Below are 13821 nucleotides of genomic sequence, written 5' to 3' on the forward strand. Positions count from 1 at the left end.
GGGTCAGTCATCGCTTACTGCAACACGCGGAACTCGACCCGCCGGTTGCGTGCGCGCCCGTAATCGGTTTCATTGCTGGCGACAGGCTGGGTCTCGCCATACCCGCGAGCCACTAGACGGAACGACTCGATACCGGCACTTACTAGATAGCTCCGGACCGAAGCCGCCCGCTCCTGCGAAAGATTCTGGTTGTAGCTTGCGCTGCCGGTGCTGTCGGTGTGGCCAGCAATCTCCACCCGCTGGGTCGGCTGCCCCTGCAATGATCTCACCACGCGATCAAGCGTGGTGCGCGCACCGGGTGTCAGTTGTGCTGAATCAAGCGCAAACGTGACGCCCTCGAGACGCAGCGTCTGGTTCTTCTCGGCGCAGCCGCGGCTATCCACACGCAGACCCCGGAGCGTATCGGGGCAGCGGTCGTTCTGATCCGGGACGCCATCACCGTCACTGTCAGTAATCTTGGCCGGGACTTCCTTGATGACCTGCTTCTCGCGAACGACTTCGCGTACCACTTCCTTCTCGACAACGCGGGAACCCAGCGGTATTTCCACACCCAGGCTGACCCGCCAGTCATCCATGCCGCTTTCGTTGCCGAATTCGTAGTCGTCGTGGATGTAGCGTCCCTCACCACGAATGCGAACCGCGTAGCCGCCCAGCTCTGCCGTCACAAAACCCAGACCCACGTTGCCAAAGGCACCAGTGTCGTCCGCGGAGTCCGGCACCACATCGTTGTGGACCACGCCGGCGCCGATCAGGCCATAAGGCGTCCACCCCTGTCCGCGCAGAAGACGATATCGAAGATCGATGCTTGCGCCGTACTGATAGAAGTCGGTCAACCCGGGAATGTTGAGATCCTCGGTCTCGATAACCGTTCGGAAAGCCTGCACCTCGACATCGAACTGATTCCGAAGATGCCAGCCAAACCCCAGCGCGATACCATCGCTAACCTTCCCATCGGTCAGCCGGTTATCGTCGGGGAAGAATGCGTAAGGCATGGCGCTGAAATAGGGGCCCGAACGGTCCGTGGCCGCCACATCAGCTGCAACCTGACGCTCGGGCTCGGATTGGGCGAAGGCGCTGGGGGCGACTATGCCGCCACCCAAAATCGCCACGATAATCGTTCGTCGAATCATGATCTGTATCCCTGTGTCTTTAGGCCGTAACCGACTTGGCATCCACGCAGATGCTGAATCCTCTCGTACCGCGAGCCGGCTTACTGCGGCGCAACTTCAGCGAGGCCGTCGAGCACCATGGTCAACTGCTCCGCGCCACCTGCTTCGCCAATCAGGTCTTCGAACATGCCCTGCAAACCGCTCGGATCGAGCAGATCGGCCAGCATCGCCGGATCGCCCAGATCGCCTCCGGTCAGCGAAGCCAGGAGCATCGTCAATTGCTCCGCGCCACCCGCTTCACCAATCAGACCTTCAAGGACACCCGAGAGATCATCCGCACCCGGGAAGTCGGGCAGGTCGCCTTCCTCTCCGTCACCCGGTAATCCAGGCAGACCTGGGAGCGATGGTGTACCACCCGTATTCAGATCCGACAGAGCAATGGAGAGGTCGCTCAACAGCGGAAGCAGGAGGGGGTCAGGCAACGCACTATTCAGTGGGTCGACCAGCAATGTACGCACCTGTTCGCCCAGACCCATGAGCTGGCCGACACCCTCTCCGGCAGGCAGCATGCCGTCTTCGCCCGCGAACTGATCGAACCCGCCGTTGAGAAGATCGAGCAGAAGACCCGGATCCGCCCCCGAATCAGCGCTCGGGAGTCCCCCGACACCGGGCAGCGTCTGAGCATTCACCTGCGTAATGGCACCTGCAGCAAGTGCCAGCGACAAAATCATGCGTTTCATGGCTTCTCCCTGATCCGACAGTAGCGCCGGACGATATCAATTTCTCTCGAATATATCACTCGAGGTGGATTTTGTAAGTCGCGTTAGACAGAAAAATATCGATACCACTTACAAAGCGGCCATCAGGTGTATCAACCCGCGTCGCGGTTGCTGACATCATCAGTCCCATCTTCCCGGATCATCTCGGCCGCCTTCTCCGCAATTGCTGTCGTCGGCGCGTTGGTATTACTGCCGACCAGCGTGGGCATGATCGAAGCATCCACCACGCGCAGGCCGCGCATGCCGTGAACCCGCAGGCGGTCGTCGACCACCGCCTCGGCGGGATCCGGGCCCATGCGGCAGGTACCCACCGGGTGGTAGATGGTTTCGGCCTCGGCGCGGATGAATTCGCGGATGTCGTCATCAGACTGTACCGACGTGCCGGGCTTGAACTCGTCGCGTCGATGCGGCGCGAACGCATTGCTATCGAGCAGACGGCGACCGAGCCTGACCGCGGCCACCAGGTGATCCATATCCGGCTTCTGGTCGAGGTAGTTGGGCTGAATCAGCGGATCGTCCGACGGCGCGGCGCTGCGTAGCCCGATATGGCCGCGCGAGCGCGGCCGCAGGTCGCAGATGCGCAGTGAATAACCGTAGTACCGGAAGGTGTTCCAGAGGTTGTGACCGTGATCCTGCTCGATGGCGGGCAGGAAGTGGCATTGCAGGCTGCAGACGGGGTCCTCATCGCGCAGTTTCACGAAGCCGCCGGCTTCGGCCACGTTGCTGCTGAGTGCACCGCCCCGTCCTCCGAGAAAATAACGGAACAGCGCCGGAATACCGCGGGTGAGCAGCCAGCGGGGATGCAGGCTGATGCCCAGACGCGTTCGTTCGCGGTGAATCAGGGTGATGTCGAGATGGTCCTGCAGATTGCGGCCGACGCCCGGCAGTTCATGGACCAGATCGATGCCGTGGGGCTCGATTTCCTCGCGCGGCCCGATCCCGGACAACAGCAAGAGTTGCGGCGAGTTGATCGCGCCACCGGCAAGAATGACTTCGCGATCCGCACGTATCTCGTTCGGCCGCAGCCGGCCCTTGCGCTTGACCGTCACGCCCACGGCCCGCTTGCCTTCGACCAGCACCTTCAAGCCCCGGGTGCGGGTCAGGACGGTCAGATTGGGGCGGCGGGCCACCGGATGCAGGAAGGCGTGCGCGTTGGAGCAGCGCCGGCCGTCCTTCTGCGCCACGTGGTAATAGCCGAAGCCTTCGTCCGTGGCGCCGGAAAAATCGTTGTTGGCGGGGAAACCGCATTCTTCGGCGGCTTTCAGAAAGACGCCGCTGAGCGGATTGGTCTCGCGCAGTTGCGCGACGTTATAGCCGCCACCGGCCCCGTGATATTCGTTTTCGCCGGCCTCGAAGTTTTCCGACATGCGGAAGTACGGCAGCAGATCACGGTAGCCCCAACCCCGGTTGCCCAGATCGGCCCAATGGTCATAGTCACTGGGATCGCCGCGGGTGTAGCACATGGCGTTGACCGCGCTGGAACCACCCAGCGTCTTGCCCCGCGGCCAGAACAGCTCGCGGTCGTTCAGGTTCTTCTGTGGCTCGGTGCGAAAGGCCCAGTTGTAGGCACGCCCCCACATCATCGCGATCACCCCCACCGGGATGCGGATGAACGGGTTCCATCGGTCGGAAGGGCCCGCCTCGAGCAGGCAGACAGACACGTCGGGATCGGCCGATAGCCGGTTGGCCAGCACGCAGCCGGCCGAGCCGCCGCCGACAATGACGTAATCGAAATGCTGTTGACGGCTCACGGCGGCAATCCCCGGGGACGAAAGCCTTACGGCGTCAGTTCCGCGCCTGCTGTTCGGGCAGCGTGATGTTCAGCTCAAGCACTTCAAGGTCCCCGTCGCGCTCGATGTCCATCTGCACGGCATCGTCGCTGACCTCCACGTACTTGCGCAGCACCCGCAGCAGATCCTTTTGCAGCTTGGGGAAATAGGCCGGGTGATCGCCGCGGTTGGACCGGCGGTGGGCCACCACCACCTGCAGGCGCTCCTTGGCCAGCGATGCCGAGCCCTTGCGATCGGCCTTGAACAGATTCAGCCAGCTCATGCCCGCCTCCCGAACATCCGTCCGAACAACCCCTTCTTATCTTCGAGAAAGCGCATCGGGCGATCCTCGCCCAGGAACCGCGCCACCATGTCGTCATAGGCCAGGCCGGCGCTACTGTCCTGCTCCAGAATAACCGGACTGCCGGCATTGGACGCGTTGAGCACCGCCTCGGATTCCGGGATCACCCCGAGCAGCGGAATCGCGAGGATGTCGGTGACGTCTTCCACCGACAGCATTTCGCCCTTGCCCACGCGCGACGAGGCGTAGCGGGTGAGCACCAGATGCTGCTTGACCGGGTCTTCGCCGTTGGCGGCTCGCTTGGTACGTGCCTCGAGCATGCCCAGCACCCGGTCGGAATCCCGCACCGACGAGACTTCCGGATTGGTCACGATCAGCGCTTCGTCGGCGAAGTGCATGGCCATCATCGCACCGCGTTCGATACCTGCCGGCGAATCGCACACGATGTAATCGAAATCGCTGCTCAGGTCCTCGAGCACGCGGGCCACGCCGTCATCGGTCAGGGCATCCTTGTCGCGGGTCTGCGAGGCGGCAAGGATGTAGAGATTCTCCACCCGCTTGTCCCGGATCAGCGCCTGCTTGAGGTTGGCCTCCTTGCTGATCACGTTGACGAAGTCGTAGACCACACGCCGCTCGCAACCCATGATCAGATCGAGGTTGCGAAGCCCCACGTCGAAGTCGATTACCACCGTCTTGTGCCCGGCCTTGGCCAGGCCGGCGGCAAAGGAGGCCGCAGTGGTGGTCTTGCCCACGCCGCCCTTGCCGGAAGTCACAACTATTATTCGCGCCACGCCCTACTCCTGTTGCTCGATAATCAGGCTTTCGCCATCCAGCCGTACCTGCACGGCCTGTCCCCGCCAGCTGTCCGGCATATCATCCGCTACCTTATAGTTGCCCGCCACGGCCACCAGCTCGGGTTCGAATCGGCGGCAGAAAATGCGGGCCGAGGTATCGCCCTGGGCCCCGGCCAGCGCCCGGCCGCGCAGTGTGCCGTATATGTGAATATGGCCGTCGGCAATCACTTCCGCGCCTTCGCCGACCGCCGCCATCACTACCAGATCGGTATCGCGGGCGTAGATCTGCTGCCCCGAGCGAACCGGCCGGGTAATGGTTCGTGCCGCACGGGCCGGCGCGCGCCGCGGTTCGGCCTTCGGTTCCGTCGGCACCCGGCCGGCGCCGATCACGCCCAGCCCGGCGGTCGCCGCCTGGTCCGGATCGCCATCCAGCAACGCCACGGGCACCATGCCGTGGCCGCGCAGCAGGTCGGCCAGCACGGACAGATCCGCCGAGGCATCCCCGAGCGAAATCACCACCGGCATGCCGCGGAAGAAATCCCCCGCCTTGCCCATGTGCGCCTGAATATCCTGGGCCAGCCGCTCCGGATCGGGATCGCGGATTTCAACCACGGTCAGGGCCATCATGCGGCCCTTGAACGCAATGGCGGCGCCGGCCTGGGCGGTTATCGCCATGGGGTTGAAACGGGCTGCTGCATGGAAACGCAGTCTAACATGTGACCTTTCCGGATTGGTTGTGGCGGCCGGGCCCCGGTGCCAGAATCCGGCACCCACCATTTCGGAGAATCGGCGTGCCTCACCCCTCGAGTCTGGAATTCTTCTGGGACCCTGCCAGCCCCTACACCTATCTGGCCGCCACGCGCATCGAGACCCTCGCAGAGGAGGCAGGGATCGCGCTCAACTGGCGCCCCTTCCTGCTGGGCGGCGTATTCAAGGCCACCGGCAACCGCGCGCCAGCCGAGGTGGCGGCCAAGGGTCGGTACCTGTTCGAGGACCTGCAACGCTGGGCAAGCCTGTACGGGGTGCCCCTGCGGTTTCCGGAAAGCTTTCCCGCCAACAGTATCCAGGCCCTGCGAGCCGCCCTGGTGGCCGAGGAAAGCGGCCAAGGGCCGGCCTTTGCCCGCGCCGTGATGGCGGCGCACTGGGGTGAGGGACGGGATATTAACAACCCCGCAGTGCTGGCCGAGGTCGCGGAAGGCGCAGGCCTGTCCGCCGACGCGGTCGCTCAGCAGATGCAGTCGCAGGAAATCAAGGACCGGCTGCGGGCCAACACCGACGAAGCCGTCGCCCGCGGTGCCTTCGGTGCCCCGACATTCTTCGTGGGCGACGTCATGTTCTGGGGCAATGACCGCGTACCGCTGCTGAAGGCCTACCTGCAGGAGTCCTAGCGACGCCTCAGAAGTCGTAGTAGCGCTCGTTCAGATACTCGACCACCGCCTGCATCTCATTGCTACTCCAGTCCGCGCCGGCAACGGCGGTGCAGTTGCGCACGCGCGCCTTCAGCCCCGGCATTGAACTGACCGTGCGGTCCTGACGGCTGAACACCTCGTTGCCATGACAGCCGGTGCAGTCATCGGTAATCAGACGGCGGGCGTTGATGTCTGCGGCGACCGCCGGCAGGGCAACCGTGGCGATCACAGCGGCAAGCAGGAACTGGCGAAATGGCATGGGCGGAACTTCCATCGAAACCACGCTCGGACTCTAACACTCGCGAGCGATTCGCCATGGCCGGTTTCTTGCTACTTTGAGCCACCGCCGCACCCCGCCACCGACACTCAATGGTCAATCCGTCGCCGCCGACCAGCACCACGCCCTATCAAAGCCCGGGGTGCTACGACGAATTGTTCGATGGCAATGGTGTACCGCGGCCGGCCGCGGCCGAGCTGCTGAGTTTCCTGCAGGGGTGGCCGGGCGAGGAACGCGAGGCCCGACGCCTGGCGGCCGACCTCGCGATTCAGGCCATGGGCATCACCTTCACGGTGTATTCGGAAGGCGCGGCGATCGACCGCGCCTGGCCGTTCGACATCGTGCCGCGGGTCATTGATGCCCGCGAATGGCAGCGCACCCGCACCGGTCTGGTGCAACGGCTGACGGCCCTCAATGCCTTCATTGCCGATATCTACGACCGGCAGCTGGTTGTCCGTGACGGCATCCTGCCGCGCGAGGTGCTGGCCCAGTCGATGAATTTCCGGCCCCAGTGCATCGGCATGCGGCCGCCGGGCGACATCTGGGCGCATATCTGCGGGTCGGATCTGGTGCGTGATGCCGACGGCAGTCTTTTCGTGCTGGAGGACAATCTGCGCGTGCCGTCCGGGGTGGCCTACATGGTGGAGAATCGCCTGATCTGCAAGCGGGTGTTTCCGGAAATCTTCGAACGCATGTCGATCCTGCCGGTGGACGAATACCCTAGCGAACTGCTCGATACGCTGGCGCAGCTCTCGCCCCGCCCCGGGGAAACGCCCAATGTGGCGCTGCTGACACCGGGCATCTACAACTCGGCCTACTTCGAACACGCCTGGCTGGCCGGGCAGATGGGGGCGGAACTGGTCCAGGGAAGCGACCTGGTGGTGGCCGATGATGACTGCGTGTACACCCGCACGGTCTTCGGGTTGCAGCGGGTCGACGTGATCTACCGCCGGGTGGATGACCTGTTTCTCGATCCCGAGGCATTCAACCGCGATTCCATGCTTGGCACGCCGGGTCTGATGCGTGCCTGGCTCAAGGGCAACGTGGCGCTGGCCAATGCACCGGGGGCCGGGGTGGCGGACGACAAGGTGGTATACGCCTTTGTCCCGCAGTTGATCCGCTATTACCTCGGTGAAGAGCCCATACTGCCGAATGTGCCCACCTTCCTCTGCATGGACCCGAAACAGCGCGATCACGTGCTGGCCAATCTGGATCAACTGGTGGTCAAGCCGGCCAACGAATCCGGCGGTTACGGCATGCTGATCGGCCCGCGGTCCAGCGCCGAGGAGCGGGCGGTATTCGCCGATCTGATCCGGGCACGTCCCGGCAACTACATCGCCCAGCCCACCCTGTCGCTGTCCACCACGCCCACGCTGGTGGACGGTGAACTGGCGCCGCGTCACGTGGACCTGCGGCCGTTCATCCTCGCCCGCGAGAATCCCTACGTAACCATGGGTGGCCTGACCCGGGTCGCCCTGCGAGAGGGGTCACTGGTCGTCAACAGCTCCCAGGGCGGCGGCAGCAAGGACACCTGGGTAGTCGAATAATGCTGTCCCGCGTCGCCAACAATCTGTACTGGGCCGGTCGTTACATCGAGCGCGCGGAGAACACCGCCCGCCTGATCAACGTGACCACCTACCTGCTGCTCGACCTACCGCGTCAGACCGACTTCGACTGGCGACCCCTGGTGGAAATCAACGGCGCGGAAGCATTCTTTGACGAGCGTTATCCCGAGGGCGGCGAACTCGACGTCATGCGCTTCCTGATACTGGACCCGCTCAACCCGACGTCGATTCGCCAGTCACTGGCTTCGGCTCGTGACAACCTGCGCACCACCCGCGACATCGTGCCGCGCGAAGCCTGGGAAGAAATCAACGAGCTCTACAACTTTCTCTCCGGCCACGGTAACGAAGCCCTGCCACGACGACGGCGCCAGGGACTGCTGGACCGGGTGCTGCGCTGCGGCCGCATGGTGGCGGGACTGCTCGACAGCGGCATGAGTCGCGATGCCGCCTACGAATTCCTGCAACTCGGCGTGAACATCGAGCGGGCCGACATGACCACCCGGATCGTGGACGTGCGTACCGAGGATCTGCTGGAGCAGGCGCGTGACGGGTTGCCGCCGTTCCAGAGCCTGCAATGGCTGAGCATGCTGCGTTCGCTGTCGGGCTATCAGATGTATCGCCGACATGTCCGCAGCCGCGTATCCGGCCCGCGGGTACTCGGATTCCTGCTGCAGAATCAGGCGTTCCCGCGGTCGGTGCGCTTCTGCGTCGAGGCCGCTGAAAAGCGGCTGGCGCGGCTACCGGATGGCGCCGCAGGCATCGAGCTCTGCCGTCGCACTGAAGCGATGCTGGGTGAAGCCAGCATGGCCAGCCTGATCGATCACGGGCTCAGCGATTTCCTCGATCACGTGCAGCGTCAACTCATCAGCCTGCATGCCTGTATCGATGCCACCTACTTCGGCATGCGTGTGGAGGCGGAGGCTTGAAGACCTTCCAGTGCCAGTGCGGTAACAGCATCTTCTTCCGCAACAGCCGCTGCGCCTCCTGTGATCGCCTGCTCGGCTACGCGCCGGGCCTCCACACCATGACCGCGCTGGAACCCGGCACCGACGGCTGCTGGCAGGTGCCCGATGCCGGACGGGTGCGCGGCGCGACATTCCGTCGCTGCCGGAACTACAGCGACCACGACGTGTGCAACTGGCTGACTCCGGCGGATCAGCCCGAGCATTTCTGCTTCGCCTGCCGGCTGAACCGGGTCACGCCCAATCTGTCGCATCCGCGCCACCCGGCCTTGTGGTACCGGCTGGAGACCGCCAAGCGGCACATGCTCTATACCCTGCTGGACCTCGCCCTGCCGGTGATCGGCCGCGACCAGGATCCGCAATACGGCCTGGCGTTCGATTTCCTGTCGGATCGGGATACCGATTCCGAGTTCACCGAACCGCTGATCGGTGCCGACCCGGTCTCCACCGGTCACCTCAACGGCATCATCACCATCAACCTGGCCGAGGCCGATGAGGTGGCACGCGCCCGCATGCAGGCGCAGATGGGCGAGAACTACCGCACATTACTTGGCCACTTCCGGCACGAGATCGGTCACTATTACTGGAGTCTGCTGATCGAGCGAGGGGGCCGACTCGCCGAATTCCGCGAGCTGTTCGGCGACGAGCGTGCCGACTATGCGCAGTCGCTGCAGCGGCATTACCATGACGGGGCGCCGACGGACTGGTCCCGGCATGCCATTACCGCTTACGCCACCGCCCATCCCTGGGAGGACTGGGCCGAGTCCTGGGCCCACTACATGCACATGACCGACACCCTGGACACGGCGTTGCAATTCCAGTTCGTGCCGCCCCGGCCCTGGCGCGAACGGCTGGAGGAATTCGACACCATGATGCACGCCTGGACCCGGCTGGCCACCGGCATGAACGCGATCAACCGCAGCATGGGACTGGCCGACGCCTACCCCTTCGTACTGCAGGAGGGGCCGGCACGCGACAAGCTAGCCTTCATACACGACGTCATTCGTGCAGCCACGGGAAACCGGGCAACCATGCAGGCACCACGCCACCGATCCGCGTGACGGACGGGCGCTGTCAGCGGTCGTTCACGACGGTACGCGGCCTCAGCCATTGTGTGCGTCACTGGCCGCGGAACGACTGGCCATCCGTATTCCTGCTGCATGGACTACTGGATACCGGCGCCAGCTTCGCCCCCATGGCCGAGCATCTGGCGCCGAAGGCCAATCTTCTCGCGCCGGACTGGCGCGGCCACGGGGACAGCGATCGCGCCCCCAACGGTTACTGGTTTCCCGATTACGTGGCCGATCTCGACGCTCTGATCGACACGCTGGCTGGCAACCAGACGGTCGCGCTGGTCGGTCACAGCATGGGCGGGCAGATCGCCAGCCTCTACGCCGGCCTGCGACCGGAACGCGTCACCCATCTGATCTGCCTGGACAGCCTGAACGTACCGGCGACGGCGCCCGAAACCATGCCCCGCCGCTACCGGGACTGGCTGGCGGCACAATCCCGGCCGCCGGCACCACGCCGCTATTCGGACCTGGATGACCTGGCTCGACGGATTCACGCCCGGTATCCGGAACTCACTGCCGCACAGGTTCGCCAGCTTGCCGAGGACTGGTCGCGCCCCGACGACCAAGGCGGCATCCGGCTGGCCAGTGATCCGCTACATCGCGTGTCGTTTCCGGTCGCCTTCCACCCCGAGGATTACATGGCGGTGTGGCAACAGGTAACGGCCCCGGTCCTCTGCCTGGATGGGGGAAGGTCACCGGCGAGCCGCTGGATTGACGCTGCCGAGATGCAGCGACGCCGTGATTGCTTCAGGGATGTCACGCACGACCTGCTACCCGAGTGCGGCCATATGCTGCACCTTGAACAGCCGGCCATGGTTGCCGCGCATATCGCGCGATTCCTCGGCATCTGAGCGCATTTATTGCGCCTTGGCAAAGCCGCCCTAACACGGCGCAATACACCTGTTTATTGCAGCCCGGTGCTACCGAGCGTAGCCGGTATCTGTAAGGGTTATTTCCGATTGCCTTTTTGTTGCATGCCGTGCTTACTACTGAAGCCGACGGCATTACAGCCGACAACATAACGAAAGCCGGTGCGATGGAGAGGAGACGGATATGACGGTAAACAATCCAGTGCGTGGGATGCGCACGACCGGGCTGGCCCTGGTCTTGAGCATGACGATGATGGCGGGTTGCGGCGGTGACAACGACGGCGCGCCGACCAATGCCGGCGACCCTGGTGGCCCCGAACCAGTCCCGGCCGACCGTATCTTCGACGGCGACGATGACCTGCAAGCCGAAATCCGGCGCACCACGAATGGTGCCGCCCACATTCGTGCCGACAATCTCGAGTCCGCGGGCTTCGGTCAGGGCTACGCGCAGGCGCAGGACAACATCTGCCTGATTGCCGAGCAGGTCGTCAAAGCCAATAGCCAGCGGGCCCGCTTCTTCGGGCCAGGCCCGCAGAACATCAACATCATCAAGGATTTCAGCTACAAGGCGCTGGAGGTCTATGAAAGGGCTGAGGCCGAATTCGAGCAGCTCTCGGACGAGAGCCGCGCCATCATTCAGGGCTTCGCCGCCGGGTATAACGACTATCTCGCTACCCAGGGCGGTGCCGCCGGAATTGCTGACCCACGCTGTGCCAACCAGCCCTGGGTACGCCCGATAACGCCGATAGACCTGTTTGCGTACTACCGGATCATCGCGCTGTTCGCAAGCGGCGACCTGTTCACCACCGGCGTATTGTTCGCCGCAGCACCCCCGAACGTCGACCCATCACCACGCCCGGTAATGACCTCGGGCATGAGTGATCAGCAGATGGAAACGGCCCGAAACCTGATCGCGGATATATCCGTGGATAACCTGCCGGATATTGACCTGCAGAAGCAGCTCGACGAATTGCCACTGGCCATGGGCAGCAATGGCTGGGGCATCGGCAGCGAGTTGTCCGAAACCGGCGGCGGCGCCCTGCTGGCCAACCCGCATTTCCCTTACAACGGACCACGCCGGTTCTGGCAGAGCCATATGACCGTACCGGACGTCATCGATGTGGTCGGCGCAGGTCTGGTTGGTTACCCGCTGCCGCAAATCGGTTTCAACGAGAATCTGGGCTGGACCCATACGGTTACCACGTCGAACCGCTTCACTGCATACGTCCTGGCGCTGACTGCAGGTAACGGCACGACGTACATCAAGGACGATCAGGCGCGGCCCATTACCAAACGCACCTTCACCATCCAGGTGGCGACCGGCGGCCCGCAGACCATGACACTGGAGAAGGATTTCTATTACTCGGAATACGGCCCGATGATCGCGGCCAATCTCGTCAATCCCGCATTCCCGGCCTGGGGTGATGTACTCAACGGCGTACAGGCCGCCATCACCTACCGTGACGCCAACGCCCGTGCCGACGACATCATCGATCAGTGGCTGGGCATGGGTCGAGCCAGCAATCTGGAGGAGTTCCAGTCGGTGTTCGCCAATAACCGCGGCACCCTCTGGGTGAATACCATGTACGCGGATGATCAGGGCAATGCCTTCTACATCGATGGCAGCTCGGTGCCGAACCTTTCACCACAGGCGATAGCGGCTTACCGCAACGACCTCGCAAACGATCCCACGATTGGCGCAGCCTACAGCCAGGGGTTCGTGGTGCTGCCCGGCACCACCTCGCTATTCGATTGGCAGCCCGGCAGCCGTGACTTCCTCACCCCGTTCGAAGCCATGCCCAAGTTGACCCGCAGCGACTTCGTCCAAAACTCCAATGACAGCTACTGGGCCACCAATCCGGAGGCTTTTCTGACGAGCTTCTCGCCGCTTTACGGCCCGGTCGAAACACCACAGGGACCGCGTACTCGATTGGGTCTGCACATGCTGCAGAACCCGACCGAGAGCGGTCCGAGCTCGGTCGCACCGGCTGGCAACGACGGGCTGTTCAACGGCACCGAGCTTATGGACATGCTGTATTCCAACCGGGCTCTGTACAGCGAACCCGGCGTCACCGGCGTACTCGACGCGCTGCGAACCCGATGCACCGCCGTCGGCACCGATTCGGTGACAACGGCAGGCGGGAGCCGATCGGTCGATCAGGGCTGCGCCGTGCTGGAAAACTGGGATGGTCTGTTCAACCTGGACAGCGTGGGCGCGCACGTCTTCCGGGTATTCATCGCCAATTACGACGACCAGCTGCCTGGCGACCTGAGCGTGCCATTCGACCCGGCTGACCCGGTCAACACGCCCCGGATCCCTGCCGACCCACCGACCGACCTGGCTGAAGACCCCATGCTTGGCGCACTCGCAGCCGGGCTTGATGCACTGGATAACGCGGGCATTCCCTATGGCGCACCGCTGGGCCAGGTGCAGTTCGTGCTGCCCTCGAACAACGCCCCACCCCTGGATTTCGCCAGCCTTGCTCCCACGCGGGCGCCGATTCCATGGCCCGGCGGTGATGGCGAGGTCAGCGGCGTGTTCAACGATAATTCGTTGAGTGCTTCCCCACTGGCCCAGGACACGCTGTATCCGGTTATCGCGCCCCAGGAAACCGTGGCCAATACCGGCGGCCTGTCCGCCACGGCCGGCATCGATGGCTGGCTGCGCAACAACGGCACCAGCTGGCACTTCGGACTGTCGTTCGGTGAAAGCGGACCCGAGGCCGTGGGACTTTTGAGTTACTCACAGTCCAGCGACTCGACATCGCCGTTCTTCGCCGATCAGCAGGCGCGATTCTCGGCGGGCAACTACCGCCCGATCCGGTTTACCGAGACGCAGATCAGCAACGATCCGACACTGACCACAATCACGGTAAGTGACAGTGACTGATCCCGACCGAACAGTGACGCCAAA

13 protein-coding genes are annotated in these 13821 nt (G+C 63.7%); 6 read left to right on the forward strand and 7 right to left on the reverse strand.

Features of this window, described 5'->3' with window-relative positions; translation table 11 throughout:
- Nucleotides 1-14 precede the first annotated feature (14 nt).
- From RM531_RS06000 to minC, 6 genes are all read right to left on the reverse strand, one after another.
- Entirely contained in the window at nucleotides 15-1130 is a 1116-nt protein-coding gene (locus RM531_RS06000; protein WP_311658033.1) for an OmpA family protein, read from the reverse strand.
- A gap of 80 nt (nucleotides 1131-1210) precedes the next feature.
- Nucleotides 1211-1849, reverse strand: a complete 639-nt coding sequence (locus RM531_RS06005; RefSeq protein ID WP_311658035.1) for a hypothetical protein — start codon at nucleotides 1847-1849, stop codon at nucleotides 1211-1213.
- 131 nt (nucleotides 1850-1980) lie between these two features.
- Nucleotides 1981-3639, reverse strand: a complete 1659-nt coding sequence (locus RM531_RS06010; protein WP_311658037.1) for a GMC family oxidoreductase — start codon at nucleotides 3637-3639, stop codon at nucleotides 1981-1983.
- A gap of 34 nt (nucleotides 3640-3673) precedes the next feature.
- Nucleotides 3674-3940 carry a cell division topological specificity factor MinE gene (gene minE, locus RM531_RS06015; protein WP_311651655.1) on the reverse strand — a complete coding sequence of 89 codons (267 nt, stop codon included), beginning with the start codon at nucleotides 3938-3940 and terminating at the stop codon, nucleotides 3674-3676.
- Complete coding sequence (gene minD, locus RM531_RS06020; RefSeq protein ID WP_311658039.1) at nucleotides 3937-4749, reverse strand: septum site-determining protein MinD; 813 nt, start codon at nucleotides 4747-4749, stop codon at nucleotides 3937-3939. Before minD ends, minE begins: the two co-directional genes overlap by 4 nt.
- A 3-nt stretch (nucleotides 4750-4752) precedes the next feature.
- Nucleotides 4753-5427 carry a septum site-determining protein MinC gene (gene minC / locus RM531_RS06025; RefSeq protein ID WP_311658040.1) on the reverse strand — a complete coding sequence of 225 codons (675 nt, stop codon included), beginning with the start codon at nucleotides 5425-5427 and terminating at the stop codon, nucleotides 4753-4755.
- A gap of 116 nt (nucleotides 5428-5543) precedes the next feature.
- Between minC and RM531_RS06030 the strand changes: the two genes are divergently transcribed.
- Complete coding sequence (locus tag RM531_RS06030; RefSeq protein WP_311658042.1) at nucleotides 5544-6140, forward strand: 2-hydroxychromene-2-carboxylate isomerase; 597 nt, start codon at nucleotides 5544-5546, stop codon at nucleotides 6138-6140.
- A gap of 7 nt (nucleotides 6141-6147) precedes the next feature.
- On the opposite strand, the gene RM531_RS06035 is transcribed toward RM531_RS06030, so the two are convergent.
- A complete protein-coding gene (locus tag RM531_RS06035) occupies nucleotides 6148-6420 on the reverse strand; it encodes a hypothetical protein (RefSeq protein WP_311658043.1) in 273 nt (90 codons plus the stop codon).
- 110 nt (nucleotides 6421-6530) lie between these two features.
- Between RM531_RS06035 and RM531_RS06040 the strand changes: the two genes are divergently transcribed.
- The 5 genes from RM531_RS06040 (at nucleotide 6531) to RM531_RS06060 (ending at nucleotide 13797) form a co-directional block, all read left to right on the forward strand.
- Nucleotides 6531-7985: a circularly permuted type 2 ATP-grasp protein gene (locus RM531_RS06040; RefSeq protein ID WP_311658044.1), complete on the forward strand. Its 1455-nt coding sequence runs from the start codon at nucleotides 6531-6533 to the stop codon at nucleotides 7983-7985.
- Nucleotides 7985-8929: an alpha-E domain-containing protein gene (locus RM531_RS06045; RefSeq protein WP_311658045.1), complete on the forward strand. Its 945-nt coding sequence runs from the start codon at nucleotides 7985-7987 to the stop codon at nucleotides 8927-8929. The genes RM531_RS06040 and RM531_RS06045 overlap by 1 nt, the downstream gene beginning before the upstream one ends.
- On the forward strand, nucleotides 8926-10026 hold the full coding sequence (locus RM531_RS06050) for a zinc-binding metallopeptidase family protein (protein WP_311658046.1): 1101 nt from the start codon (nucleotides 8926-8928) through the stop codon (nucleotides 10024-10026). The genes RM531_RS06045 and RM531_RS06050 overlap by 4 nt, the downstream gene beginning before the upstream one ends.
- Nucleotides 10027-10079: 53 nt before the next feature.
- Nucleotides 10080-10889 (forward strand): alpha/beta fold hydrolase, encoded by an 810-nt coding sequence (locus RM531_RS06055; protein ID WP_311658047.1) that lies wholly within the window; start codon nucleotides 10080-10082, stop codon nucleotides 10887-10889.
- Nucleotides 10890-11091: 202 nt separating this feature from the next.
- The gene (locus tag RM531_RS06060) at nucleotides 11092-13797 is read left to right on the forward strand and encodes a penicillin acylase family protein (protein WP_311658048.1); all 2706 of its coding nucleotides are present in this window, start codon (nucleotides 11092-11094) and stop codon (nucleotides 13795-13797) included.
- Nucleotides 13798-13821 lie beyond the last annotated feature (24 nt).

It is taken from the genome of Spectribacter acetivorans (assembly GCF_031846305.1).
Lineage (GTDB): Bacteria > Pseudomonadota > Gammaproteobacteria > Nevskiales > Salinisphaeraceae > Spectribacter > Spectribacter acetivorans.